Below are 26,045 nucleotides of genomic sequence, written 5' to 3'. Positions count from 1 at the left end.
GTCCCCCTTACAAAACTGCTCGTTTTACATGATTTTTAACTTTTCTGCATAAATCAGTAAATGTAAACCTCCAGTAATATGTATACATAATCCTATTATATAGGACAAAGTATGTCCTTGTGTAATGAAATTAATTTTACTCTAATGTGAAAAAAGAAACTCTTACGTAAAAGAGATTCCTTTTCTTATAGGCGTATTCATTTCTTCTAGCTTAATTTTCTGATTACATGGGCAAATTGACAATAAAGGCTGGTCCTCTTTTCGAATTTTTCCGATTGTAAAGATATGCTCATTCTTTGGTAAATCTACTTTAACTAGATGTACTTCCCCAGCATACGAACCCATACCTAGCATATTCATCGTAATATCTCCCACTTTTCTCCCTCTAGATCTACCAAACAGAACATTTTCGGAAAAATAAGAGCGACTCTCTTGTAAACGAATAACGTCTCTTGGAAGATCAGGACGTGTATGAAAGGTGAATTGATGAATCGGGTTATGCAATACATAAGAAGTCATGTACAGCGTGATATAATTCGAATGAATCCAATCTGTAAACTGTCTAGTTGCTTCTTCTGATACATCATCATCACTAATGATAATCGTTTGAATCCCTTGTTGTATTAACTCGATTGCATGCGCGAATACAGAGCTTGTACGATGTTTTTCGAGCGTTGGCGCATTGTTTAAGGTTGTAGAGATGTCGCTCATTAGAAACGCGCCTAGAGGGATATTTTCACGCTGTATCAACTGATTCTGTTGTTGAAAGAATGTATCATCTAATCCCGTAAATGGTTGTTCATATCGATCATGCCAAGCTTCTATATTCAAACCTTTAAAATTTTGAAAACAATCTATATTTAGCGTACTCGCATTTAAAATAATCCGATAATTCAAAGCGAGTTCTTTCACTTCATCTTTTGAAAAACTTTCATCTACGATAAGTGCTTGAATCGATAACTTCGCCAGTTCCGGTAACAATGATTTTGTTTGTTTTATTATCTGTACAACGAGTTGTAAGTCATGTTGTTTTGAAAAACGTGCAAGTTGTTGAAGATGTGTCATTGCTACAGGGAGCGTATCTGATGGAACTACAAGCGATGTATAAATCAGTTGAAAACCCACTTTTTGCATTTTTTGAATTTTAGATAGAGAGGGTTGCTGTGTTAAAGATACTGAGAAACCAAACATGTATCGAACCTCCTTTTTTTCATACATACCAAGAAAGACTTCTTCATAAACATAAAAAGCAATTCATCGCTACTAAAAGGATGAATTGCTTTTTTATTAAATAAGTAGTGCTTCAATTTCTTTGGCTGGAAGTGGTTTTGAGAATAAATAACCTTGTAAATAATCACAATTTGATTTTTCAACAATGCTTTGTTCCATAACCGTTTCAATCCCCTCAGCTACAACCTTCATATTAAAGATTTTAGCTAATCCTATAATGGCACGAATCATATTTTCCTCATTCGTATTTTCATGGATACCACGTATAAAGTCACGATCAATCTTCAATGTATCAATCGGAAATGTTTTTAAATAACTTAATGAAGAATAGCCCTTTCCAAAATCATCTAGCGCAATTGTTACCCCAAGTTTTTTTAATTCACTAAATGTTTTTGTTAAAATGTCGCTATTATGCATTAAAGAATTTTCCGTAATTTCAATTTCGATTAATGTAGGATTACAGTTATTTTTCTTTAGAATATACTCTAATGTATCGACGAATTTTTTCTCTTTTAAGTGTAATGGCGAAATATTAATGGCGATTTTTATTGGTTCTGGCAAGGTCTTTTGCCATAATACAGCCTGTCTACAAGCTGTTTCAATTACAAACTCATCAATTGCTGTTGAAAGTCCTAATTGCTCAGCGAAATAAATAAATAATTCAGGAGAAACCCAACCAAAATCTTCATCATACCATCTAATCAGTGCCTCTACGTCTACAATCTTTTTCGTATGTACGTGGTACTTTGGTTGGTAGTAGAGTAAGAAGTCTTGATTACGAATGGCATTGCGCAATTTTTTTTCAAATAAAATATGATCTTGAAACTTTGTATTCATGGCTGTTTGATATTCTACATAGTAATTTCCTTTGCGTTCTTTTGCATTCATAAGTGCAATGTCAGCTGTACGAATCACTTCATCAAACGATGCAACTTCAAGGACAGAATAACGAACACCAATACTAACCGAACTATAAAATTCAAAACGATCTACTTCAAATAAATCATTAAAACGAAATAAAATAGCATTAATTAAACGAAGTGCGTCTTTATTTTTACACATCACGACGAATTGATCGCTACCATAGTGATAAACTTGTCCATATATATTCACAATTTCTGTAAAAATCGAAGCGATATTTACTAAGAATAAATCGCCAATATGATGACCGAAGCTTTCGTTAATAATCTTAAAACGATTAATACCGATTAGTAAGAAGGCATAACCTTCTTTACGCTTTGAATTTTTCATCATTTGTTCGTAAGTCATACGTAATTTCCGGCGATTTTGTAGTCCTGTTAATTCATCATGGTAAGCTAAATGTTCATAATGTTGCGCATTCTTTTGTTCTGTAATATTTGTGCGAATTGAGATATATTGATAAGGCTTACCTTTTTCATTTAAAAAAGGGACAATGGTTGTCTGTACCCAATAAAGGGATCCATCTTTTGCGCGATTGCAAATTTCACCTTTCCATACCTCACCGTTACCGATTGTTCGCCACATCTCTTTAAAGAATGTTTTAGAATGATAGCCAGAGTTGACAATTTTATGGTCTTGTCCAATCAATTCAGAAGCTGAATACTTCGAAATTTCGCAAAAGGGCTTGTTGACAGAAATAATTTTCCCTTGCGCATTTGTAATCGCAACAATGACGGATTGATCAATTGCTGCTATGATATCAGCCATTACTGACTGATCGAATTGTGCATTGTCTAATAGTTCTAAAGTAGCGTTCATTGAAACATCCATCTGCAACCCTCCCCTAAGTGACGTATAATCGAACCTATTTTACCATAAAATTACGTATAAGTGCTCATTTCACATTTAATTTTTAGGAAATAAAATATTTATTTATATTTATTAAATAAATAGACCCACAACTTTTTACTTATTTTTTACAAATAGTGGTTTTTAATTTTTATTTCTTATTCAAAGGATGTTCAGTCATGACACGCTGAATTTCTTTATTTTCAACATGTGTGTAAATCTGGGTTGTTGAAATATTCGAATGACCTAAAATTTGTTGTAAACTTCGAATGTCTGCTCCTGATTTATAAAGGAGTGTGGCCGATGTATGGCGCAATTTATGCGGCGTGAGTTTCTTTTTTTCAAGACCAGAATCTTGATTAATCTTTCGAACGAGGTTTGAAATGGCTTGTCTTGTTAAACGCGTCCCTTTTTGTGATAAAAATAACGCCTGTTGTTCTCCTCTTACTTGTAAATAGCGTGAGCGAATCTTCATATAAGAAGAAAGAGCTTCTAAACATTGCTCATTCAAATATAAGTTACGTTCTTTATCCCCTTTCCCTCGTACTGTTAGAATATCATCGTGTACGGAATCCACATCTAAAGCGCATAACTCGCTCACACGTATTCCTAAATTCAAAAAGAAAGTCATCATGCAATAATCACGTTCAGGGTGTCTCGAGTGTTCTACGCCCTCTAAAAATTGATGTGATTCTGTAATATTCATATAAACAGGTTGTTTTTTGCTCAACTTAGGTGCTTCTAATTCATCTGCTGGGTTTTGCGTAATTAAACGTTTTTTCGATTTTAAATAGTTGAAGAATGATTTAAGTGTTGCTACTTTGCGCGAACGCGAAGCAGCTCCGTTCCCCCGTTTCACTTCACAATACTCTAAAAACAGATAGAGATCTTCTAAGGTTAATTGTTGCAAATCTTCTATTGTAAAAAGATTCAAATCTACTTCATTCATTTTATCTAAATCTAAATCATGTGAGATTGCAATTTGAAATCGTAAAAATAATCGCAAATCATATTCATATTCTTTTCTTGTTCTTTGGGACTTTCCTTTAATTGCTGTTAAATATACTAAAAAGTCGCGTACATATTTCGGAAGCATTCTTCCACCTCTTTTACTAAATTCTAGTCTATTATATCATTAAAAAACTTTCCCAAATATACATTTGGGAAAGTTTTTGTGTTTTAAAGCTCTTTCAACCTGTTTTTTTCATAAAATGGTGCGTTAAATACAGTAAATCTATCGAATCTAATTGAACCCTGTTTTACTTATATGTGATGTTTTTCACATAGTGATTTACTTTTTCTAAGACTACTATTTAATTTAGCAAGTAGTATTTACCTTTCATTTAACGAATGATTAGTAATTCGTTAAATGAATCATACTCCTAAAAAGTATACATAAAGAGTAACTCTATTATATAAAGTTATGTTTAAAAGTAATTCACGCAACTTCATTTGAATATTCAGATAAATTATTTCAGAAGATAATGATTTCGAAATTAACATATATGGTAATAAATGTTTTATAAAAAATAGATAAAGGGTATGTAAAAAGAAAACAATTTTTCTGTTTACATCTATCGATTTAAAAAGTTACTTTTCCTTTAATTAGTAAATAAATCAAAAAAGTATCATTTATTGTTTTCATTCTTTTATGCCTTTTACAATAAATAAAATGCGTTCATTCGATTTTTTTATGCTTAGAACTATAAAAATCTCGTTAAAAACAATTTTTCCTCTGATTTTTTTTGTTTTTGATACAAAACAGGGGGTGATTGAAAAACTGTCATAAAACAGCTAAAATTCGCTTTTTCGACTAACAGACATCATAAAAACATCATATATTTTGAGATATTTTACTCTTTAAATAGAATTTTGAGTACCTATTAAAGAAAATTTTTAATTTTTTAAAGAAAAAAGTGTTGCATTTTAAAGCGCTTTCAAATAATATTAACTCAGAGCTAGGAAATAATTACCTTGCTCGCAAAAAAAACTATATAAAAAGGAGGCATACTTTTATGGATCAAAACTTAAACGGTTCTGATGTTCTAAATGCAAAAGCAACATCAACTGAAGTTGATAAAGCAGTTGAGTTAACAGAGCAAGAGTATGTGAAAATTTCAGAAAGCTCAGAATATCATGCGCTTGTGAAAAAGAAAAACAAATTCCTTGTTCCAATGACGATTTTCTTCTTAGCATTTTACTTCACGTTACCATTACTAACTTCGTTCACAAAAGTATTACACGCAAAAGCAATTGGAGATATCACTTGGGTATGGATTTTTGCTTTAGCACAGTTCATAATGGTTTGGGCATTTGCCATGATTTATGTGAAAAAAGCAAACGCATTCGATAAAGACGCAGCAGTTATTATCGAAAAGGCTAAGGATGGTGGATACAAATGACGGGTGGCATGAGTGGAATTGGTATCGCGTTTTTCGTCGGTATCGTAGGGATTACATTACTTGTAACATACTTTGCTTCTAAAAATACAAATTCAGCACAAGATTTCTATACAGCTGGTGGTGGATTAACAGGTTGGCAAAACGGGATCGCAATCGCTGGTGACTACCTATCAGCTGCTTCATTCTTAGGTATCGCAGGTGCAATCGCTTTAACAGGTTTCGACGGTTTCTTCTATTCATTAGGTTACTTAGTAGCTTATCTAGTTGTACTTTATATCGTAGCTGAACCTTTACGTAACTTAGGTAAATATACTTTAGCGGATATGATTACAGCTCGTTTCAACCAAAAGAAAATTCGCGGAACTGCAGCAGTAAGTTCAATCGTTATCGTTTTATTCTACATGATTGCACAATTAGTAGGTGCAGGCGCTCTTATCCAATTATTATTAGGTATCGATTACAAATTTGCTGTATTAATCGTAGGTGTAATGATGACAATCTACGTATTATGGGGCGGTATGGGTGCCACTTCTTGGGTACAAATTATTAAAGCCGTTCTATTAATGTTAGGTACTGTTATTATCTCGGTATTAGTTCTGATGAAGTTCAACTTCAATATCTTAGAAATGTTCTCTTATGTAAAAACACATCAACCACATGGTGAAGCATACTTAAATGCAGGTGTAAAATATACAAATGGTATTGACACAATGTCAATGATGATCGCACTTGTACTTGGTACAGCAGGTCTTCCACATATTTTAATGCGTTTCTTCACTGTAAAAGATGCAAAAACTGCACGTAGCTCAGTTGTTACAGCAACTTGGATTGTAGGTATCTTCTATATCTTAACAATCTTCTTAGGTTTCGGTGCTGCAGCATTCGTAGGTACTGATGCAATCTTAGCTGCTAACCCAGCTGGTAACATGGCCGCACCACTGTTAGCTGAAGTATTAGGTGGCGACATTCTCATGTCCTTCATCTGTGCGGTAGCGTTCGCAACAATCTTAGCCGTAGTAGCAGGTCTTGTATTATCAGGGGCTTCTGCATTCGGACATGATATTTATGGTCAGATCATTAAAAAAGGTAAAGTAACTGAAAGACAACAAATGTTAGCTGCTCGTTGGGCTTCATTAGGCGTATCAGCATTCTCAATCCTTTTAGCACTTGGTGCACAATCATTAAACGTAGCATTCTTAGTATCACTTGCATTCTGTATCGCCGCTTCTGCGAACTTACCAGTAATTATTTACACAATTTACTACAAAAAGTTCAACACAACAGGTGCGATGGCAGCAATGTTAACAGGTTTAATCACTGCATTAATTCTTGTAGCAGTAAGTCCGAATATCTGGAGTCCTGAAGGTACTGCAATTCTTACAGGAACACCTTTATTCCCTCTTACTAACCCAGCAATCGTATCAGTTCCACTTGGTTTCTTAGCAGGTTGGATTGGTTCATTAGTTGGCGCGAAAGCAGACGCGAAGAAATATGCTGAAGTTGAAGTACGTGCAAACACTGGTATCGGTTCTTCTGGTTCAGTTGATCACTAATTCAACACAAAAAGGAATCTCCTCGGGGGTTCCTTTTTTTAATATATGAAAATGATTTATCTACCATACACAGGATTACTAATTGGTTACATCAATGAAACGTATAATGATGCCCTACCGAACATGATCTTTACTCCTATTACAAGCAAGAAACAAAACCCTCTTGATCTTACTTCAACTACTAAAATGGGCTTGTGAATATACAACCGTACTTCACTTAAAGGTCTATAATGATTATGTTTGATTATTGTGTAGCATTTTAATAAAAGAAAACACAAAAAAAGGAAACTGCCGAGGCAATTTCCTTTTTGATCGTAACTCGTTAAAATTAAAGTTTTACGATGTTTACTGCTTGTGGTCCGCGTTGGCCGTCTTCGATTTCGAATTCAACTTTTTGACCTTCGTCTAAAGATTTGAAACCTTCGCCTTGGATTGCTGAGAAGTGAGCGAATACGTCAGAACCGCCTTCAACTTCGATGAAACCGAAACCTTTTTCTGCGTTAAACCATTTTACTGTACCTTGTGTCATTTAAATGACCTCCAATTAAGTTATTAATACATAAGCTTTTAAAAAACAAAAAATTCACATATTACAAAAAGTACCGAACAAACACGATTACTCTTTGTAATATGCGAATTCATTTCTAATAAGAACTATTTGATTAACCTTAGTATATAACACTTATTACGGTTTGTAAAGCATTTACTGAAAGTTATTTAGTTCAAGGATTTTTCTAATAACCATTCATCTTGAATTGCAATTTGATCAGTAGAAAATAATGGAATAGTCGGTTTGATCAAACTTGCACGCTTAACCGCATCTAATCGAATCTCTGTCACGCGATACCCTCTCTTTTGATAAAAGCGAATGGCATGTAAATTATCATTTGTTGTAATGAGCGAAACCTTTTGAAGCTGATGTGTTTTAGCTACTTCTTCTACTCGATTTAATAGAGCACTTCCAATCCCCTTACCTTCGTAAATACAGTCTAATGAAATTATTTCTACCTCCTGTTGCTTTATTCTATAAGTTACAAGCCCAATGATTTCTTCTTCATCCATCACATAGAATCCTTCTAATTGATCACAGTGATAGACACCAGTTGAAACAACCATCTCACTACTTCCCCAGTGCGTAATGAAAAACTGTTTAACTGTTTGACGAATTTCATCATGTATTATTCTTATTTGCATATTTCTAAGCTCCTTTAGATAGAAAAAGAACCGCATGACTGCGATTCTCTCCTTTTATCTATGAATTTGTTTCGACTGGTTCTTTTTGAAAGAATTGCTCAATTGTATCATAATCTTTACGGTGCAGTGCGTCAACAATCGCACTTCCTACAATCACACCATCAATTCCTTCACTCATTTTCTCTGCTGTTTGTCGATTCGAAATGCCGAACCCTGCAAGGACAGGTAAAGATACCGACGATTTAATCTCTTTTAGGTGTTGCATAACATGATCTTGGAAATCTCTTTGTTCCCCTGTCGTTCCATTGACAGTTACCGCATAAATAAATCCTTCTGCTGCTTCTGCAATTTCTTGAATACGCATTTTAGAACTTGTTAATGATACAAGCTGTACAAGTGCGATATCCGTTCCTTCTAAGAATGGCTGAATTAAGTCGCGTTCTTCCAGTGGCATATCAGGAATGATTAATCCTTTTACATTCGCTTTTGTAGCTGCCTTCACAAAATCTTGTAAACCGAAATGAACAAGCGGATTTAAATAAGTCATCAAAATAAGTGGTGTTTGCACATCTTCTTTTATTTCTTCTAGCATCGCTAAAATAGCATGTAAATTCGTTCCTTCTGCTAAAGCACGCAATCCTGCTTTTTCGATAACAGGCCCATCTGCAACAGGGTCCGAAAAAGGAATCCCTACTTCAATAGCAGTTGCCCCCAGTTGTTGTAGATAGCGAATCGTTTCTTTTGTGTGCGTTAGTCCCCCGTCTCCTGCCATAATGTAAGGAATGAATGCTTTTTCACCTTGTTCATTTTTTTGTTCAATTACTTGCTGTAATGTTTTAGTCATGTACTTGTCCTCCTAATGCATCACGTACTTGTGCAACATCTTTATCGCCACGGCCTGATAAGCAAATCACCATGATTTCATCTTTTGTCATCTCTTTCGCTAACTTACTTGCAAAAGAAATCGCATGCGATGTTTCTAAAGCAGGAATAATTCCTTCGATTTTCGATAATAGTTTAAAACCTTCTAATGCGTCTTCATCTGTAGCAGATTTATACTCAACGCGTCCAATATCGTGTAAATAACAATGCTCTGGTCCAACACCTGGATAATCTAATCCAGCTGAAATTGAGATTGCTTCTTGTACCATCCCATGATCATCTTGTAGTAAATACATATAAGAGCCGTGTAAGACACCTTCTTTTAAATCGGCAAATGCAGCTGCGTGTTCCCCAGTTGGAATACCATGACCTGCAGCTTCTACACCATATAAGCGAACACCTTCATCTTCTACAAAAGGTGTGAACATACCAATCGCATTACTTCCCCCACCAACACATGCGACAACTGCGTCTGGTAGGCGTTGTTCTTTTTCTAAAATTTGACGGCGTGTTTCGTCACCAATAATACGCTGAAAATCGCGTACAATCGTTGGGAAAGGATGTGGTCCTAGTGCCGAGCCTAAAATATAATGTGTGTTTTCCACATTTGTCACCCAGTAGCGCATCGCCTCGTTACATGCATCTTTTAATGTAGCAGAACCTGAATCAACTGGTTGAACGGTCGCACCAAGTAACTCCATACGGAATACATTTAGTTCTTGTCTTTTGACATCTTCTCGTCCCATGAAGATCACACATTCCATATCGAACAATGCACAAACCGTAGCAGTCGCCACACCATGTTGTCCAGCACCTGTTTCGGCTACAACTTTTTTCTTCCCCATACGTTTTGCGAGTAAGACTTGCCCTAGTGCATTATTGATTTTATGTGCGCCGGTATGATTTAAGTCTTCGCGCTTAAAGTAGATTTTTGGTCCACCTAGATGTTCTGATAATCGCTTTGCAAAATAAAGTGGATTTTCACGACCTACATAGTTGTGTAAGTAATCTTGTAGTTCTTCTTGGAAGCTCGGGTCTTGTTTTGCTTCTTCATATGCTTGTTCTAATTCATTTAAAGCTGTCATTAATGTTTCGGGTACAAATTGACCACCGAATTTACCAAAACGCCCTTTTTTCTCTGTTGTTGTTACCATTTATACCACTCCGTTTCTTGTTTGATTCATAAATGCGCGCATACGCATTTCATCTTTTTGTCCGTCTATTTCAACACCACTTGATACATCAATTCCGTAAGGTTCTACTTGTTCAATCGCACGCCCTACATTCTCAGGGGTTAATCCACCTGCTAGGATGATGTTTTGTCGATTGATTTTCGTATTTTCTAATAATGTCCAATCAAACGTATTACCACTACCACCTTCATATTCAATGCCAGGTGCATCGAATAGATAGTAATCGACGTTATATTGTGCTGCTTTTTGTATATCTTCTTTTGTTCGAACTGAAATGGCTTTAATAGTCGTATATGGTTTTAAAGCCTCAACGACTTGCTGGGATTCTTGACCATGTAATTGAATCACGTCTAGTGGCACTTCTTTTGCAATGTGTAACATATTCTCCACTGTTTCATTGACGAATACCCCTACTTTTTGAATGGGTTCAGGAATCGACTGCGCTAAAACTTTTGCTTGTTCAATGGTTACTTGTCGTTTACTCTTCGCGAATACAAATCCGATATAATCCACTTGTTCTTCAACAGCTACTTGAATATGCTCTTTTTTAGTTAATCCACAAATCTTCACGCGTACCATTAATAAACACCTTCTTTTTGAACTTGGAAACTTCGAAGTGTTAATTCAACATCTTCTGCGCGCATCAATGTTTCACCAACTAGGATGGCATCTGCACCGTCGTTTGACACAAGTTCTGCATCAGCAATAGTTTGAATACCACTTTCGCTAATAAATACATGTTGATCTGTTTCATTACGTGCTGCGGCAATCGTTTTTGTATGTGCTAAATCCACTTCAAATGTTTTTAAATTCCGATTATTAACCCCGATGATTTTCGCACCAATTCTTTTAGCAATTGTATATTCTTCTAGGTCATGCACTTCGACCAACACTTCTAGTTGTAGCGACTCTGCATAATCATGTAGTTCTTTTAATCGCTTTTCATGAAGGGCAGCCACAATAAGTAGAATAATGGATGCGCCTGCTGTTCTTGCATCTTCAATTTGTACCTCATGTAAGATGAAGTCTTTTCGTAGAACAGGTATTGTGACTTCATTTGCGACAGCTTCTAAATCAGCTAACGAACCTTTGAAAAATTGTTCATCTGTTAGTACCGAGATGCATGCTGCTCCCGCACGCTCATATTTTTTCGCTTGTTCAATAGGATTAATATTCGATTGAATCATTCCTTTAGAAGGTGATGCTCTTTTAATTTCTGCAATAACTTGTAAATGAGGTGTTTGAAGTAGTTGGTTATATAAAGAATAGACCGGTTTATCTGTTTCTACTTTCTTTTCCTCACGTAATCGCTTTTGAATTTCGATTTCTTTTTGTTGTAAGATTTTATCTAAAATCGTCATTTCGTCATCTCCAGTCGTTGATGATACTGTCGAACTGCTTGTAATTTTTCATATGCCTTTCCATGTTCAATCGCTTGGTTCGCACGATGAATACCTTCTTGAATTGTCTGTACTTTACCAGCTGCATATAAGCCAAGACCCGCATTAAAAAGTACTGCATCATAATAAGCATCTTTTTTACCAAGTAATAATTGTTCTAATATTCTGGCATTTTCAGCTGGCGTACCACCTTTAATTACTTCGAGTGGATACTCAGGTAAACCCAGTTCCTGTGCAGTAATTGTAAATGAAATAATCTCGCCATCATCGAGTAAGGCACATGTCGTTTCGCCGCAAAGTGAGGCTTCATCCATTCCTTGTTCACCACTAACGACTAATGCACGTTTTCTTCCTAACTTCTTTAAAACTTCTGCATAGGGAATGACAAAATCAGGACGATTAATGCCTGTTAGTTGATACGTTAAATCAACAGGATTCACAAGAGGACCCACTAGATTAAAAATTGTTGGTGTTCCTAATTGTTGGCGAATTTGTCCAATCCGCTTTAATTTTGGGTGCGCAGCAGGTGCGAAAATAAAAGCTAATTTCTCTTGTTTTAATAAAGGACTTACTTTTGATAAGTCCATTGTAGCTGGAATCCCTAGTTCTTCTAACAAGTCTGTACTGCCAGAAGCACTCGATACTTTTCGATTACCATGTTTTGCGACTGGAACGTCACAAGCAGCTAAGACAAAAGCGGCTGTTGTACTGATATTAAAACTTTTTAAACCATCGCCACCCGTTCCACAGTTATCTAAATAAGCTAGTGACTGTACACCTTGAACTTCATTTGCATGTTCTTTCATCGTTTTAGCGAGAGCAGCGAGTTCTTGTGCTGTCTCTCCTTTTTTAGCTAGTGCTACTAAAAACGACATAATCTCTTGTTCGGGTGTTTGTTCATCTAACATCTTATGTGCTGCGATCGTCATTTCTTGATTCGTTAAGTGTTGTCTTTGTTCCACTTTTTCAATGAATGCTTTCATACACTTCTCCACTCTCCTCAACTCAACTTTACTTTTGAAAGAAATAAAAAAAGTCCCCATGAAGGAAAAAACCTTCATGAGGACGATATTATTCGCGGTGCCACCTCAATTTCAGATTGCTAAACAATCTGATCTCGACATCCGTAACGAGGATGATTCGTTATCTACTACTACAAATTGGTTCATAGATACTCTCATAAGTCCATTCATATAGCGACTAGATCAGTTTTCACCAACCACTGATTCTCTATAACTAGCTTAACTATACTACTACTCTTACTCTTCAATTTCTCGGCTCTGCTATTTTGATGAGACTGACACTGCTCTCAGTGCCTTCTGCTCATATACGTTCAAAAGTATTGCTTACATCTTATTCCATAGAAAATAGAATGTCAAGTGATTCATTTATTAAGATATATGTTGTTTTAAGAAACGAATAATTTCACGTTGTACTTCAGGTGTAACACCGTGACCGTCTTCAAATGCCATAAATGTTACATTAGCTTGTTGGTCTTTATAGAAGTCACGTGCTTCTTCACCCCATTGATATGGTAGTACATAGTCCATCTTACCATGTGAAATAAAGACTGGTAGCGATGCAACGCTACGTTTACTATATTCTTCTTTGACATGTCCTGGTAAATAACCACTTAATGCGATGGCTCCAGCTAAGCGTTCTGTTCCTAAAACAAATGGTAATGTTTCAGCTAGTGTTGCACCTTGGCTAAAGCCGAGTACGAAAACTTTTGTTGCATCAATTGAATACGTTTGAATAGCTTCTTCAATAAATGCTTGAATATGTAAGACGATTTTATCGAAAATTTGACGATCTGGTTTGCCGAAATCTTCATCAATGAAGAACGCATAACCAGGTGCTTGTGTAATTGGTCCACGCAAGCTGAAAATATGGTATTCATCTTGAAGTTCTGTTAATAAGCCTGGTAAATCCTTCTCGTTACTTCCCATACCATGTAACAAGAAAACGGCTGGATATAACTTTCCTGCTTCTTGTTCTTTTGGTGCAGTGTGTTCAAATGTAAATGGCGATTTCATCTATAAATCTTCCTTTCAAAACGAATTACTTGTATCATAGCATATCGCTCGATTCCACGTAAATCCATTATGCACCAGACACAAAATACCGTATTAAGTGCAAACTTTTTGCTTGGTTCATGCGTCTAATGTATAAAGGAGGGACTCTTGTGGTGAAAAGATGGTTTTCAAAGCGAAAAAAACAGCAGCGTATGGTGGAACAGATATTACAAAATAATCGTCACATGCTATATAAAATTCTCTATTTGTATGTAGGTGATGAGCAGACAGCACTTTCTATTTTAGAGCAAGGCAAGACAGATTGTTTGAATGCGCACTGGTCAATTGAACAACCCGACTTGTTGTTTAGAAAGATTGTGCAAAAGCATATCGAGTATGCGATGAAAGCTGCACCACTTCCAGCAACCCAAGAGCCATATCGTGCAATTGCTTATTTATATTTTGGCGCACAGTTACATGACGAATTGTTAAGTCGCTTACTGCATTGCGATGAAGATGCACTACAACAAATGATTTTACAAGTGATGGTCAATGCAGAGGGTAAACCACAAAAAATACAACAAGCTTATGAACATATTCAAGTACCAGCAAATCTTACATAGTAAAAACAAGCAAACACCATCCACATCATATAAGCATAAGAAAAACTGGAATCGCACTTTGATGCGGTTCCAGTTTTTCGTTGTGAACTCTTAGTGAGATATTTTTTCTCAGCTTGTTTTATTTTTCTTTCGCATTAAATGCATCTACTAAACGCTGAATCGCTTCATGTTGTGAGAACATCATTGGATAGCCTTGCCACTTCACAAGTAAATGTTCATTCATTAAAAAGTCATTCAACCGATCATTCGGTAACTTCTTTTTCAATTGTAGCAGTTCTACTGCGTAAAGTGTTTTACCATTTACTTTATAACTCACAATAAAGCGTGGCTCTTTTTCAAAATAATTACGGTCTGTTCGTTCATACTTTTCAATATGAACAAGTGGTGTAGACTCAATAAAAGGTGTTGCTTCTTTCCCTTTAAAAGTCATGCTTTTTTCTCCATTTGAAATCGTTACCTCATCTACTTGTTGTACATGATTCAGAATATCTTCTGTAGCTTTTTGTTGTTTTTGATTCTGATTGTACATATTCCACGCAGCAATTCCAATAACAACAAGTATCGAGATAAAGATCATCCATCTTTTTTTCATTCTATCTACTCCTATATGTAACACATCTTTTACGATTGTATCACATCTAGTCGTTATTCAACATGCACACGTTTTACAAAGAATGTGGAAATGAATCCGACTAACGCAATCCCAGCAATATAATAGAATACATGGTTTGTTCCCGCTGCAATCATCTCTGTTGGTAGTGATTGTGGATTTTCAGACATGAAGATTTTTTGACCTTGTACCATTAAAGTAATCGCAACTGCTGTTCCCGCTGCACCTGCGATTTGCTGTAATGTGTTCATCACGGCTGAACCATCTGAATAAAGCTGTCTCGGTAATTGATTTAAACCGTTTGTTTGAGCAGGCATAATAATAAATGAAATACCTGCAAAGAAAACAATATGCGAACCAATTACTTGCCATAATGCTGCATCTGCTTTTAGTGAGAAGATGAATAAGATACTGCCGATAAAGGCAAGTGCAAAACCAATTGTTAGTAGCGTTTTTGCACCGATTTTCTCAAAGTTTTTTCCAATGAATGGAGCTAAAATGGCATTAATTGAACTACCTGGTAATAAGATAACTCCTGCTAGAGCAGCACTGTATAGAAGTGCTCCTTTTACATAAAGAGGTAGTAAAATCGCTGTTGATAAAATAAGTAGCATTCCAATAAATAATTGTAATGTACCAAGTGTAAACATCGGTTGCTTAAATACAGCTAAATTTAACATTGGAATCTTCATTGTAAATTGTCGAACGACAAATAACATGATTGCGATGACACCTGCTACAAGTGTCACCCATACTTCAGGTGCTGAAATTGATTTTTCAGCAATCGTACTTAGACTAAAAATAAGTCCTCCAAAACCGATAGTTGATAAAATAATTGATAAAACATCAATCTTCGGTTTTGTAATCGTTGCGACATTGTCAATTTGCTTTACACCGAATACCCCTAAAGCAATAAATAAAATAACGCTTAGCCAGAAAATGTAAGCCCATCCAAGTGAATCGACAATTAAACCGGCGATTGTAGGACCTACAGCTGGTGCTGTTGTAATAACAAGTCCCATTAAACCCATCACAATGCCGCGTTTATAAATCGGAAAAATTAATAAAATAACGTTCATTAAAAGCGGTAAAAGAATACCCGTTCCTAACGCTTGTATAATACGTCCGATTAATAAAATCGCAAAGCTCGGTGCTAACGCTGCGATAATTGAGCCAATAATTGAGAAAGTAAATGATGCGATTACGAGTTGGCGTGTCGTAAACCATCTTAAAATAAGTGCGGATACAGGAACAAGAATTCCAAGTGTTAATAAATATCCTGTTGTAAGCCACTGTGCGGCAGATGCATTAATCGAGAAATCTGCCATAATATTTGTTAATGCCATGTTTAATGCTGTTTCGCTGAATAGTCCAATGAAAGCACCTAGCATGAGAACAAATGCCATTCCTTTTGGACTTCTTACTTGTACTACTTGTGGTTGTGTCAATTGTATAACCTCTTTCTTATAATTAGACCAGTCTATATAATTCGATGGAAAAATGTTACCTTTACTATTTTTGTAATAATAAAGGTAACATTTTTACGATATCTTGAAGTGGTTGATTTGATTTTTTAGTGAGGCTAAGTGTTACTGCCCCCTCAATCAAGGCATTCAATGTACTGCTAATTAAACGAGCTTGTTCTTTTGAATAATCAGATGCTACTAGTTTTTCAATATAAATTTCTTCAAAACGTTCAAAAACAGCTTCACATTTTAAACGAAGACGTTCATTCACTAATGCTGTTTCGGCAGCCATCAATCCAATTGGCAATGAATCTGCACAAAGCGGTATATTTTCAACCACTGCAAATTTATCTGCAATTTTTAAAATATGTGCTTGAAAAGCTTTTAATGGATCTACTTCGTTTTGTGTGTCTTCTAAAATATTTGCGGCAACCATTGCACCGAATCGTTCGATTGCTTCGCTCGCTAACTGTTCTTTACCATCTGGGAAGTGGTAATAGAGCGAACCTTTTGGCGCACCGCTCTCTTTAATAATCTGATTTAACCCTGTTGCATGATAACCATTCATATGAAAAAGACGCGTAGCTGTTTGTAAAATTCGTTCACGTGATTGATTTTTACTTGTCATCGTAAGACACCTCGAAATTATAGTGATTGGTCTAATTAATGATATTAAATACTTTTCAAATGATTGTCAATGTGTTTTTCTTTAGTACGTTTTTTATTTTTTATATATAGACTAGAGAGGTTTATTATATTTAAAATAAAGGTGTGATATTAAAAAACCTATCACTTGTTTTAAGAAGTGATAGGTTTTCGTTTGAATTTATCGAATATATTGGTTTGATACAAGTAATGATTGAATAACTTTTGTTGGAATAACAAATTTCACTGGTCCCATACTACCTGGAGCTACTTCATATTCGTTGAATGAAATAACTAATTCATGTTTCTTGTTAATATAGAATGATTGGTTTGCTTGGATTTGATCAAAACCATCTGTTATTTCTGCATCCATACCTTTGATAAAGTAGACTTGTTCTCCTTTGCTATCAGTCATTTGTTTTTTCATTTGTTGCTTAATTTCATCTGAAATCACTTGAACATAGTCTTTATTTTTAAATAGTGACGGTAATGTAATCACTTGTTTTAATGTAGGATCTACTACATCATACTGTAATGTTGTTGCACTACTTGCTTCTGTCTCCGTTGTTTCACGTTCAATTACAAGTAATTGTTTTGTATCTTGTAATACACGATAATCACTTGTTACACTCGCATGTCCTTCACCTTTTAATGCTTTCATACGTTGTTCAAACTTTGTATATTGCTCTTTTGCTTCTTTTTCATATTTTTCATTCAATGTTTGTTCAACGTCTTTATTTTCTAAGTCTCGTACTTTTGGTGTTTTAATGTCTGCTGCATACTGTTCATCTTCATATTGGAACGTCATCGCTTGGAACACATGACCAACGATAGGCATTCCTCCCATCGCACGTGCAACCGATGCATTGGTATTTAATGTAACGAATAAAGCAATAATAGCTGCTGCAATTGCTGCACTCATCCAATACGGACGATAGTTTTTCTTCTTTGTCCCTAATTCTTTTCTCACCATTTGTTGTAGTTCTGGTGGAATCGGTGTATTTTTATAAGCTGTTCGCTCTTTTTTTAATTTTGGATTCATATTAGAATTCCTCCTCCGTTTTTAAATCAGCACGTAATAGGCGTAATGCCTTATATAAACGTGTTTTAATCGTATTTGTATTTTCTTCTAAAATAAAAGCAATGTCTTCAATTTTTAAGTCTTCAAAGAATCGTAAAATTACAACTTCACGATAAATCGTCGGTAAGTCGTCAAGCGCGTGCTCTAAATCAACATTTTCATAAGCATCATGAAAATTTCTTTGATTCGCTTGTAATTGTTCATCTTCCATCACTTGAACTCGTTTATGTTTTCTTAAAAAATCGAGTGATGTATGTACAACAATTTTATAAAACCAACTTTTTAATTTTTCTTTTTCGATTAATTTGTCATAAGACTGCATTGCTTTTTGGATACTATCTTGTACGACGTCTAATGCATCTTGCTCATTTTTTGTATAACTATAAGCAAGGCGATAAAAATCGTTTTGATAGCGTTCGATTAATTGGATCAGCTGATCATCGTAGTGTAGCTTTTTACGCGTAAATTTCATGCTAAGGGCTCCTTCTATGTTTGTATACGTGTAATAGACGTATGTCCTTCTATAAAAAGTTTGCATTTAATATAAAAAAATGAGGTACGCTTTTCTGCGCCCCTCATTTCTTTATATTTCCTGATACACAATAACAAAAGGTACAATGATTGTAACCGTTGTTCCTTTGTTTTGTTCAAAGTTCACTGTACCATTGACGAATTGAATCCGTTCTTGGATGCCTTTAATTCCATTCCCTTGCTCACCCTGTACAGTATTATAGCCAATTCCATCATCTGAAATCGTCATACGAATTTCTTTATCTGTCTGCTCAATACGAATCGTACATTTCTTTGCTTGACTATGGCGTACGATATTATTAACAACTTCTTTTAAACACATACTCAATGTATTTTCTAAAATAAGTGGTACTTCTTCAAGTTTTAATTGCCCTTTTACTTTTAAATCGATATTGGCAATTTCTAAAATCTGTTGGACATGCAATAATTCATCTTCAATTTTTATTTTTTTCATATCGGACACCATTTCACGCACTTCTTTTAATGCCATACTTGCCGTTTTACGAATATCTGATAGCTCATTTTTCGCTTGTTCTTGATTTTTATCAACTAAACGAATCGCTAAATCGAGTTTAAGACCAATCATTGATAATTTCTGCCCAAGTGTATCATGTAAGTCACGTGCAATTCGTTGTCTTTCTTCTACAACACTTAATTCAGAAATACGATTCTCTGCTGATTTCAACTTATTTTCTAAGTGGTCACTCTGTGTACGGCTGAATAAATAGAATGGTGCTAAAATCGTACCGAACACGATGACAACCATAAATGGAATTTGCTGAATATAAATAGCCGTTTCAATGAAAAAGCCACCAATAATCGCACCAACTGTTGCCGCAATGTGTAAGCCATACATAATATAAAAGCCGACTTTACTACGAATACGTCCAATTAAAAATGACGTAAAAATAGAAAAATAAAAATAGCCATATAAAATCGACATAACGGCATTTATAATCATCTCAAATGATAGCCACATATACGTCAAACCACTTGGTAGTTTGAAATCTAAATACACACAAATCAGATATGTAATCAGAATGGCTGCTGCAATACTTTGCGTCGTATGATCTTGATTTTTAAATACTGAATAAAATGGAATAAAGCAAATAAATACCCATGCTAAAATACTTTGAATGGGATGTTTCGGTATAATAGAATACCATTTTGACACACGCGTTCAACTCCTTAATTCTCTGTCTATCATATAACAAAATACTGTTTCAAGCTAGAAACATCTTGTTTTCTGTAGTTTCCTTTTACAATATCGTGTACTATTAGAATAACGACGTAAATTTCATTTATTGGAGGCATCAAGTGATGTTAATTCAACTTTTTATTTTAGGGATTTTATCTGAAAATAATTACCATCCCTACTTTATCAAAAAGCTCTTCACAAATATTGTTGATATTGATCCAAGTTTTAAATTAAGTGATGGAAAACTTTATTATCATTTCGACTCGTTAGAAAAAAAAGGATATATTAAAAAAATCGAAGTCATTCATACAGAAAATCGTCCTGAAAAATCCGTTTATGCCATTACAGATGCTGGACGTGCGTATATGGTAGAACTCATTTATAAAACATTCGACTCGATTAATTTAGCAGATGTACAAAGTCTCTATATTCCTATTTTATTTTTAAAGTATGTTGATTTAAAACGTGTAATTGGTCTATTAGATCAGGCAATCGAGCGTGAGAGTAAGCGAATCGATTCGATTATTGAAGCTGGTTCACATCCTTCTGTAAAAGATGTTGATCATATTCAATTAATTATCCGACATGCAAATCGACAATTTAACGAAAACTTAAAATGGCTACAAGATATTCGTGACGCAATTGCAGAACATATTTAAGCATACAAAAAAGACTTAGGCACTGAGCCCAAGTCTTTTTGTTATTTAATCTGTCACTTTACTCCGGAATAAACTTCCTAACGAAAAAGCAATTGTATGAATGATTAAAAAGACAGATTCATTAAAATACCAATCATTTGTATAACTATTAAACGGTGAACGACCGTAAATAATCGATTTCGAATCATTCCATGTTCCGCCAAAAACTTCAATTTGACTTGTTACATATTGATATTCTGTACCGCCTGCTAAAATAAAAATCACGACAATAATAAGAATTGCTGATGCTAGCTTTCCTTTTGTTGCTGTTTCAAAAAAAGATACGCCAACGCTCCACGTAATAAACAGACTGACACACAGGAAAGGCACTAATAAAACAATTAAAAAGAAAGCAGGGTTTAAGTTTCCAACTTTTTCAGTAGGGTCCAACGTAAAATAATAATTGATGACCATGAAACCTAAAAAACTAATCCCTAAAGAAATATACCACGATAGATTTTTCACACAATTTCCCTCCATACTTGTTCTCATTATACAAGACAACCTATTTTTACTAAAGCGGAACCTTGCAAAATGGTCTAAATATGGTATGCTCTAACCATACTAGATTTGCGGGGGGACTCTTAGGAGTTGAGAAGGTAAAACCTGACCCTTTGAACCTGTCAGTTAATACTGGCGTAGGGAGCAGCTGTTTTTCGCATGTAATGCTGTTCTACGATTAATTCGTTGAGCAGCTTTTTTATTTTTATAGTGAAAAAGCAGAAACCCGTCCTCTAATTTAGTGAAACTGAGTATGAGAAGCTTCATGAATTTGCTTTTCATTCATCAATGGAGGTAACTAAAAATGAGTATCCAATCAATTCATTCAACGAAACCAATTGTTCACTGTATTACGAATTATGTCGTAACAAACTTTACTGCAAACGGACTTTTAGCAGTAGGTGCATCGCCCATCATGGCGGATGAAATACAAGAAATGCATGATATTGTTCAAATCGCAAATGGATTATTAATTAATATCGGTACGTTAAATACACGCACAGTCGATGCGATGATATTAGCTGGACAAGCTGCAAATAAAAAAGGGATTCCAGTCGTTTTAGATCCTGTAGGCATCGGTGCTTCTAAATATCGTAAACAAACAGTCGAACAACTATTACAACATGTGCAATTTACAGCCATTCGCTGTAATGCTGGTGAGTTAGCGGCTCTTGCGGAAATTAAAGTCACCTCTCGTGGTGTCGATGCAGGTGAGGTATCTTTTGAAATTGAAGAAGCAGCTAAACAAGTCGCAACACGCTACAAAACGATTGTTGCTGTAAGTGGTGTAGAAGATTTAATCACAGATGGCACGACGGTTCACATAATAAACGGCGGACATGCATGGATGGAACAAATTACAGGAGCTGGTTGCTTATTATCTGCCCTAACAGCTGCTTCAATCGCATCACATACAGACGCACTACAAAGTGTTATCACAATTCACAAAGACTATAAACAAGTCGCAGAAACTGCACATCATCACAGCAATGGTATTGGCGATTTTCAAATGCACATCCTAAACCAACTACAACAAATGAGTTTTGGAGGGATTAAATAATGTTACCGATTACACTGACGATTGCCGGATCTGATTCAGGTGGCGGTGCCGGTATTCAAGCTGATTTAAAAACATTTCAAGAATTGAAAACATTCGGTACATCTGTTTTAACAGCTGTTACTGCACAAAATACGTATGGCGTACAAGCTGTTTATGCGTTACCCGAAGATTTCATTGTGGAACAATTACAGTCGATTCAAAGCGATTTTAATGTGAATGCACTAAAAACGGGGATGCTTTTTTCAGCATCTATTATTGAAGCTGTTTCAAAACAACTAGAGAATGTACAAGCACCTATTACTGTTGACCCTGTCATGATTGCAAAAGGTGGTGCCACACTACTGCAACAAGAAGCAGTTGATGCGATGATTACTCACCTATTCCCACTAGCGACTGTTCTCACACCGAATATTCCAGAAGCAGAGGCACTGACAGGCATGAAAATTCAAACTTATGATGATGTTGAACAGGTAGCTAAAAAATTACTCGCTATGGGACCTGAAGTCATCGTGATGAAAGGTGGACATTTTGCACCTGAACAACAAGCTGCGATTGACCATATTTTCTTTAAAAACGGTGATAAATTAACCATTTCTGCCCCGCGTGTTCAAACGAAGGATACTCATGGTACAGGCTGTACGTATTCAGCAGCACTAACTGCCTTCTTAGCAAAAGGTCTACCAATGAAAGAAGCACTTATTGAAGCGAAGCGATTTATCCATGCGGCTATTTCACATGGTTTAGGTATTGGGCATGGCCATGGTCCGACGAATCATTTCGCTTATAACACAAAAGCAAAAGTGGAGGTCGAGATAATTGAATAAACAATTACTTGAAACGTATTTTATTATGGGAAGTCAAGACGTTGTAGGTGATCCACTCTTTGTATTAGAAGCTGCATTACAAAATGGGATTACTTTATTTCAGTGGCGAGAAAAAGGTGAACAGTGTTTAACAGGTGACGCTTATGTTCAATTTGCAAAAGACTGCCAAACTCTTTGTAAACGTTATGATGTTCCTTTTATCGTAAATGATGATGTTGAATTGGCAATCAGACTCAATGCAGACGGGATTCATGTTGGACAAGATGATGTCGATGCAAAGAAAGTACGTGAACAACTACCACATAAAATACTCGGTGTGTCCGTTCATACACAAGACGAATTACAACAAGCAATACAGGACGGTGCTGACTATATTGGAATCGGCCCTATTTTTTCAACACAATCCAAAAAAGATGCAAAAAAGCCTGCTGGTACAACATTTTTAACAGAAGCCGCACAATCTATTCCTACCCTGCCGATTGTCGCAATCGGTGGTATTCAACCCGAGCATGTTTACGATTTACGTCAAGCTGGCGCTGATGGTGTATCGATTATTTCTTCCATTTCAAAAGCAGAAAATCCTGGTGAAGCGACACAGGCTTTTCGTAAAGAAAATGAACGCTTTTTACAACAACTTTAATACTTAGTAAACAGAATAGGACAAAACATTTCAGCCCCTTCTCAGCGTTTACAATAAAAAACTGGAACCACGCCACAGTGTGATTCCAGTTTTTCTTATGCTCATGTAGGATGGTGTTTTTTACACTTATGTCTCAGTCTGTTTCTTTTTCATACAAAAGGCTTAAATAAAATATTTTTACAGAAGATTTAGAGCATTTCATTATTTTTTCTATACAAAATGTTACAATAAATGTATTCTAATGCATTTGGAGGCTTACATATGGACGTTAGACAATTAATTTATTTTACAGAAGTAGCAAGACAACAAAGCTTTACAAAAGCTGCTGCTTCACTACATGTAACACAACCAACTCTCAGTAAAGTTGTGAAGCTACTTGAAACAGAATTGAATACGACTTTAATTGATCGTTCCCAACGAAAAAGCGTACTAACAGATGCAGGCGCATTAGTTTACGAGCGAGCGCTCAAAATTATTCAAATGGTCAATGAAGTACATCTCGTATTAGAGGACTTAGAAGATTTAAAAAAAGGACATATTAAACTCGGTATGCCACCGCTTATTGGCATTTTATTTTTCCCAGAAATGATGAAAGCTTTTCAAAAAATCTATCCTGAAATTACGATTACACTAGATGAAGTAGGTGCAAATGTCGTCAAAGAACGCGTATTTGATGGGGACTTAGATGGCGGATTTGTCATGTTACCTGCACATGAAGAAGATTATGACTTACTTCCCTTCACTACAGAACAAGTACAGCTTATTGTTCATCAGGATCATCCTCTCGCTGTAAAAGAGAATGTATCAATGCTCGATTTAAAAAATGAAAAAATGCTGTTATTTAGTGACGACTTCACCATTCATGACCGTATTATCGAAGAATGTGAAAAAGCAGGATTCATTCCCGATGTTGCATTTATTAGTTCGCAGTGGGATTTCATTAGCCAAATGGTCGAACATAATCTAGGTGTAGCTCTTTTCCCAGAATCCATCGCCGCAAAAGCGAATGCTGATATCATTAAAACGATTCCCGTATATCCTGTCATTCCTTGGGAAATTTCATTCATTACGAAAAAAGGTCGCTATTGTTCACACGCTATGAAAAAGTTTATCGAATTTATTAAAGATAATTATTCCAAAACGGAATGAAAAATATAAAAATATTTAATTTTACGAATGGTTAAAACAGGTGTACAATTTGATATAAACTTATTAGATAGAAGGAAACTATATGAAAATTATACAAATTTGTGTGCAAATTTTAATCATCACAACTTTTTTACTCATAGGGAATGCAATACATTCGTATGCACACTTACCAATTCCGGGAAGCGTCATCGGTCTTGTACTTCTCTTTTTGGCACTGTACCTCCGTATTATTCCATTAAAATTGGTAGATGTTGGAGCGAAATTATTAACTGCCGAACTACTTTTATTTTTTATCCCTTCAGCAGTGGGAATCATGAATTACCCTGACTTATTCGGTATAGTGGGTATAAAACTTATTATTATTATTTTTATAAGTACAGTTTTTGTCATGATGGGTACAGGCGTGACAGCTCACTTTCTTTCAAGAAAGAAGGTGCAAACTGATGATTTCAAGTCTTAGTCTTGGTATCGTTTTAACTTTATTCATTTATATGCTCAGTAAAATACTCGCAAAGCGTTATCCATATCTTTGGCTTTCGCCTCTTATTATCTGTCCTGTTACGCTCGTACTATTTTTAAGTGTGTTTCATGTTAACTATGCGACCTACGCGCGCGGAGCACATTATATTAGTTTATTATTGGGTCCTGCAACAGTGGCTTTTGCAGTTCCTATTTATAAAAATCGCGCGTTAATTAAACAATATGCTACGGCTATTCTTGGTAGCCTCATTATTGGGGTAATCATCGCTTTCACATCATCTTATTTTTTAGCAAAATCATTAAATTTTTCAAGTCAGATGGTTCATAGTATGATGCCGCGCTCTATTACAACACCGATTGCCATGGATCTTTCTACCATGCTAGGTGGACAACCCAATCTAACAGCGATTTTCGTTATTGTCACTGGATTAGCTGGTAGCATTGTTGGGCCGCTAGTTATTCGATTCATGCGAATTCGCAGTGCTTCTGCTCGAGGTTTACTACTCGGTATGGGTGCACATGGTTGTGGCACATCAACTGCTTTTTCCATCGGTGAATTGGAAGGATCTTTCGCTTCTGTTGCGATGATTTTAGCAGCGCTTGTTAGTATTATTTTATCCATCTTTTTCTTTTAAAACTAATATCCTATAAGAAAGAAGTCGCTCTAATATCCAAGGCGACTTCTTTCTTTTTAATATATATTAATTTTCCAACAAGATTCTCAGTTTATTCTTCTTGAATGATTTTTCAAGTAAATTATGTTGATTTTCGAAGTATCAACAAAAAGTCGCACGATTAATCCTCACTTTTTTGTTATTTGGTCAAACTCAACTTCTTCTAACATTTGTAGATACTTTCATTCTTTATACGTCTCTATTTCTATTTTCTTCAGACTAATGA

Annotated in this window: 28 protein-coding genes, 1 riboswitch and 1 other annotated feature; of the genes, 10 read left to right on the top strand and 18 right to left on the bottom strand. The window is 35.4% G+C overall.

Annotated features, from left to right (window positions below; all coding sequences use genetic code 11):
• Positions 1–162: 162 nt before the first annotated feature.
• The 3 genes from ASO14_RS07190 to ASO14_RS07180 all read right to left on the bottom strand — a co-directional run bounded on the left by ASO14_RS07190 (position 163) and on the right by ASO14_RS07180 (position 4,096).
• On the bottom strand, positions 163–1,191 hold the full coding sequence (locus ASO14_RS07190; protein WP_068453370.1) for a MupG family TIM beta-alpha barrel fold protein: 1,029 nt from the start codon (positions 1,189–1,191) through the stop codon (positions 163–165).
• Between the two features lie 96 nt (positions 1,192–1,287).
• On the bottom strand, positions 1,288–2,982 hold the full coding sequence (locus ASO14_RS07185; protein ID WP_082701413.1) for a sensor domain-containing protein: 1,695 nt from the start codon (positions 2,980–2,982) through the stop codon (positions 1,288–1,290).
• A 169-nt stretch (positions 2,983–3,151) separates the two neighbouring features.
• The gene (locus tag ASO14_RS07180) at positions 3,152–4,096 is read right to left on the bottom strand and encodes a tyrosine recombinase XerC (protein WP_068453368.1); all 945 of its coding nucleotides are present in this window, start codon (positions 4,094–4,096) and stop codon (positions 3,152–3,154) included.
• Between the two features lie 919 nt (positions 4,097–5,015).
• On the opposite strand from ASO14_RS07180, the gene ASO14_RS07175 reads away from it, so the two are divergent.
• Positions 5,016–5,402 carry a DUF485 domain-containing protein gene (locus tag ASO14_RS07175; RefSeq protein ID WP_082701412.1) on the top strand — a complete coding sequence of 129 codons (387 nt, stop codon included), beginning with the start codon at positions 5,016–5,018 and terminating at the stop codon, positions 5,400–5,402.
• An 8-nt stretch (positions 5,403–5,410) separates the two neighbouring features.
• Entirely contained in the window at positions 5,411–6,955 is a 1,545-nt protein-coding gene (locus ASO14_RS07170; RefSeq protein WP_068457356.1) for a solute symporter family protein, read from the top strand.
• Between the two features lie 328 nt (positions 6,956–7,283).
• On the opposite strand, the gene ASO14_RS07165 is transcribed toward ASO14_RS07170, so the two are convergent.
• The 8 genes from ASO14_RS07165 to ASO14_RS07130 all read right to left on the bottom strand — a co-directional run bounded on the left by ASO14_RS07165 (position 7,284) and on the right by ASO14_RS07130 (position 13,660).
• Complete coding sequence (locus ASO14_RS07165) at positions 7,284–7,484, bottom strand: cold-shock protein (RefSeq protein WP_068453366.1); 201 nt, start codon at positions 7,482–7,484, stop codon at positions 7,284–7,286.
• A 188-nt stretch (positions 7,485–7,672) separates the two neighbouring features.
• Positions 7,673–8,149, bottom strand: a complete 477-nt coding sequence (locus ASO14_RS07160; RefSeq protein ID WP_068453364.1) for a GNAT family N-acetyltransferase — start codon at positions 8,147–8,149, stop codon at positions 7,673–7,675.
• Between the two features lie 58 nt (positions 8,150–8,207).
• Positions 8,208–8,993 carry a tryptophan synthase subunit alpha gene (gene trpA, locus ASO14_RS07155; protein ID WP_068453362.1) on the bottom strand — a complete coding sequence of 262 codons (786 nt, stop codon included), beginning with the start codon at positions 8,991–8,993 and terminating at the stop codon, positions 8,208–8,210.
• Entirely contained in the window at positions 8,986–10,185 is a 1,200-nt protein-coding gene (trpB, locus tag ASO14_RS07150; protein ID WP_068453360.1) for a tryptophan synthase subunit beta, read from the bottom strand. The genes trpA and trpB overlap by 8 nt, the downstream gene beginning before the upstream one ends.
• Positions 10,186–10,803 carry a phosphoribosylanthranilate isomerase gene (locus tag ASO14_RS07145; protein WP_068453358.1) on the bottom strand — a complete coding sequence of 206 codons (618 nt, stop codon included), beginning with the start codon at positions 10,801–10,803 and terminating at the stop codon, positions 10,186–10,188. It abuts the gene before it with no gap.
• The gene (gene trpC, locus ASO14_RS07140; RefSeq protein WP_068453357.1) at positions 10,803–11,585 is read right to left on the bottom strand and encodes an indole-3-glycerol phosphate synthase TrpC; all 783 of its coding nucleotides are present in this window, start codon (positions 11,583–11,585) and stop codon (positions 10,803–10,805) included. Before trpC ends, ASO14_RS07145 begins: the two co-directional genes overlap by 1 nt.
• Positions 11,582–12,607: an anthranilate phosphoribosyltransferase gene (trpD, locus tag ASO14_RS07135; RefSeq protein WP_068453354.1), complete on the bottom strand. Its 1,026-nt coding sequence runs from the start codon at positions 12,605–12,607 to the stop codon at positions 11,582–11,584. Before trpD ends, trpC begins: the two co-directional genes overlap by 4 nt.
• A 75-nt stretch (positions 12,608–12,682) precedes the next feature.
• Positions 12,683–12,900: a binding site (T-box leader), on the bottom strand.
• A 115-nt stretch (positions 12,901–13,015) separates the two neighbouring features.
• Positions 13,016–13,660 carry an alpha/beta hydrolase gene (locus ASO14_RS07130; RefSeq protein WP_068453352.1) on the bottom strand — a complete coding sequence of 215 codons (645 nt, stop codon included), beginning with the start codon at positions 13,658–13,660 and terminating at the stop codon, positions 13,016–13,018.
• Positions 13,661–13,809: 149 nt separating this feature from the next.
• Here ASO14_RS07130 and ASO14_RS07125 point away from each other — a divergent pair, with 149 nt between their 5' ends.
• Complete coding sequence (locus ASO14_RS07125; RefSeq protein ID WP_068453350.1) at positions 13,810–14,262, top strand: hypothetical protein; 453 nt, start codon at positions 13,810–13,812, stop codon at positions 14,260–14,262.
• Positions 14,263–14,380: 118 nt separating this feature from the next.
• Here ASO14_RS07125 and ASO14_RS07120 read toward each other — a convergent pair whose 3' ends face one another.
• From ASO14_RS07120 to ASO14_RS07095, 6 genes are all read right to left on the bottom strand, one after another.
• Positions 14,381–14,854 carry a hypothetical protein gene (locus ASO14_RS07120; protein WP_068453348.1) on the bottom strand — a complete coding sequence of 158 codons (474 nt, stop codon included), beginning with the start codon at positions 14,852–14,854 and terminating at the stop codon, positions 14,381–14,383.
• Between the two features lie 53 nt (positions 14,855–14,907).
• Complete coding sequence (locus ASO14_RS07115) at positions 14,908–16,278, bottom strand: DHA2 family efflux MFS transporter permease subunit (protein WP_068457353.1); 1,371 nt, start codon at positions 16,276–16,278, stop codon at positions 14,908–14,910.
• A gap of 106 nt (positions 16,279–16,384) precedes the next feature.
• The gene (locus tag ASO14_RS07110) at positions 16,385–16,966 is read right to left on the bottom strand and encodes a TetR/AcrR family transcriptional regulator (protein WP_068453346.1); all 582 of its coding nucleotides are present in this window, start codon (positions 16,964–16,966) and stop codon (positions 16,385–16,387) included.
• Positions 16,967–17,164: 198 nt separating this feature from the next.
• Positions 17,165–18,025 carry an anti-sigma-V factor RsiV gene (locus ASO14_RS07105; RefSeq protein WP_068453344.1) on the bottom strand — a complete coding sequence of 287 codons (861 nt, stop codon included), beginning with the start codon at positions 18,023–18,025 and terminating at the stop codon, positions 17,165–17,167.
• Position 18,026: 1 nt separating this feature from the next.
• Entirely contained in the window at positions 18,027–18,536 is a 510-nt protein-coding gene (locus ASO14_RS07100; protein ID WP_068453342.1) for an RNA polymerase sigma factor SigV, read from the bottom strand.
• A gap of 111 nt (positions 18,537–18,647) precedes the next feature.
• Positions 18,648–19,769: a sensor histidine kinase gene (locus ASO14_RS07095; protein WP_068453340.1), complete on the bottom strand. Its 1,122-nt coding sequence runs from the start codon at positions 19,767–19,769 to the stop codon at positions 18,648–18,650.
• A gap of 146 nt (positions 19,770–19,915) precedes the next feature.
• Between ASO14_RS07095 and ASO14_RS07090 the strand changes: the two genes are divergently transcribed.
• On the top strand, positions 19,916–20,452 hold the full coding sequence (locus ASO14_RS07090) for a PadR family transcriptional regulator (RefSeq protein WP_068453338.1): 537 nt from the start codon (positions 19,916–19,918) through the stop codon (positions 20,450–20,452).
• A 45-nt stretch (positions 20,453–20,497) separates the two neighbouring features.
• On the opposite strand, the gene ASO14_RS07085 is transcribed toward ASO14_RS07090, so the two are convergent.
• On the bottom strand, positions 20,498–20,956 hold the full coding sequence (locus ASO14_RS07085; protein ID WP_068453336.1) for a hypothetical protein: 459 nt from the start codon (positions 20,954–20,956) through the stop codon (positions 20,498–20,500).
• A 99-nt stretch (positions 20,957–21,055) separates the two neighbouring features.
• Positions 21,056–21,153, top strand: a riboswitch (TPP riboswitch).
• 143 nt (positions 21,154–21,296) lie between these two features.
• Between ASO14_RS07085 and thiM the strand changes: the two genes are divergently transcribed.
• The 6 genes from thiM (at position 21,297) to ASO14_RS07055 (ending at position 25,780) form a co-directional block, all read left to right on the top strand.
• Positions 21,297–22,052, top strand: a complete 756-nt coding sequence (thiM, locus tag ASO14_RS07080; RefSeq protein WP_068453334.1) for a hydroxyethylthiazole kinase — start codon at positions 21,297–21,299, stop codon at positions 22,050–22,052.
• Complete coding sequence (thiD, locus tag ASO14_RS07075; protein WP_068453332.1) at positions 22,052–22,876, top strand: bifunctional hydroxymethylpyrimidine kinase/phosphomethylpyrimidine kinase; 825 nt, start codon at positions 22,052–22,054, stop codon at positions 22,874–22,876. Before thiM ends, thiD begins: the two co-directional genes overlap by 1 nt.
• Positions 22,869–23,516: a thiamine phosphate synthase gene (gene thiE, locus ASO14_RS07070; RefSeq protein WP_082701411.1), complete on the top strand. Its 648-nt coding sequence runs from the start codon at positions 22,869–22,871 to the stop codon at positions 23,514–23,516. Before thiD ends, thiE begins: the two co-directional genes overlap by 8 nt.
• Before the next feature lie 261 nt (positions 23,517–23,777).
• Complete coding sequence (locus tag ASO14_RS07065; protein ID WP_068453330.1) at positions 23,778–24,665, top strand: LysR family transcriptional regulator; 888 nt, start codon at positions 23,778–23,780, stop codon at positions 24,663–24,665.
• 82 nt (positions 24,666–24,747) lie between these two features.
• The gene (locus tag ASO14_RS07060) at positions 24,748–25,125 is read left to right on the top strand and encodes a CidA/LrgA family protein (protein ID WP_068453328.1); all 378 of its coding nucleotides are present in this window, start codon (positions 24,748–24,750) and stop codon (positions 25,123–25,125) included.
• Positions 25,109–25,780, top strand: a complete 672-nt coding sequence (locus ASO14_RS07055) for an LrgB family protein (RefSeq protein WP_068453326.1) — start codon at positions 25,109–25,111, stop codon at positions 25,778–25,780. Before ASO14_RS07060 ends, ASO14_RS07055 begins: the two co-directional genes overlap by 17 nt.
• Positions 25,781–26,045: the final 265 nt, after the last annotated feature.

It is taken from the genome of Kurthia sp. 11kri321, assembly GCF_001534765.1.
Classification (GTDB): Bacteria; Bacillota; Bacilli; order Bacillales_A; family Planococcaceae; genus Kurthia; species Kurthia gibsonii.
The sequence above is the reverse complement of the archived record's forward strand: the minus strand, read 5'-3'. Positions and strand labels throughout refer to the sequence as shown.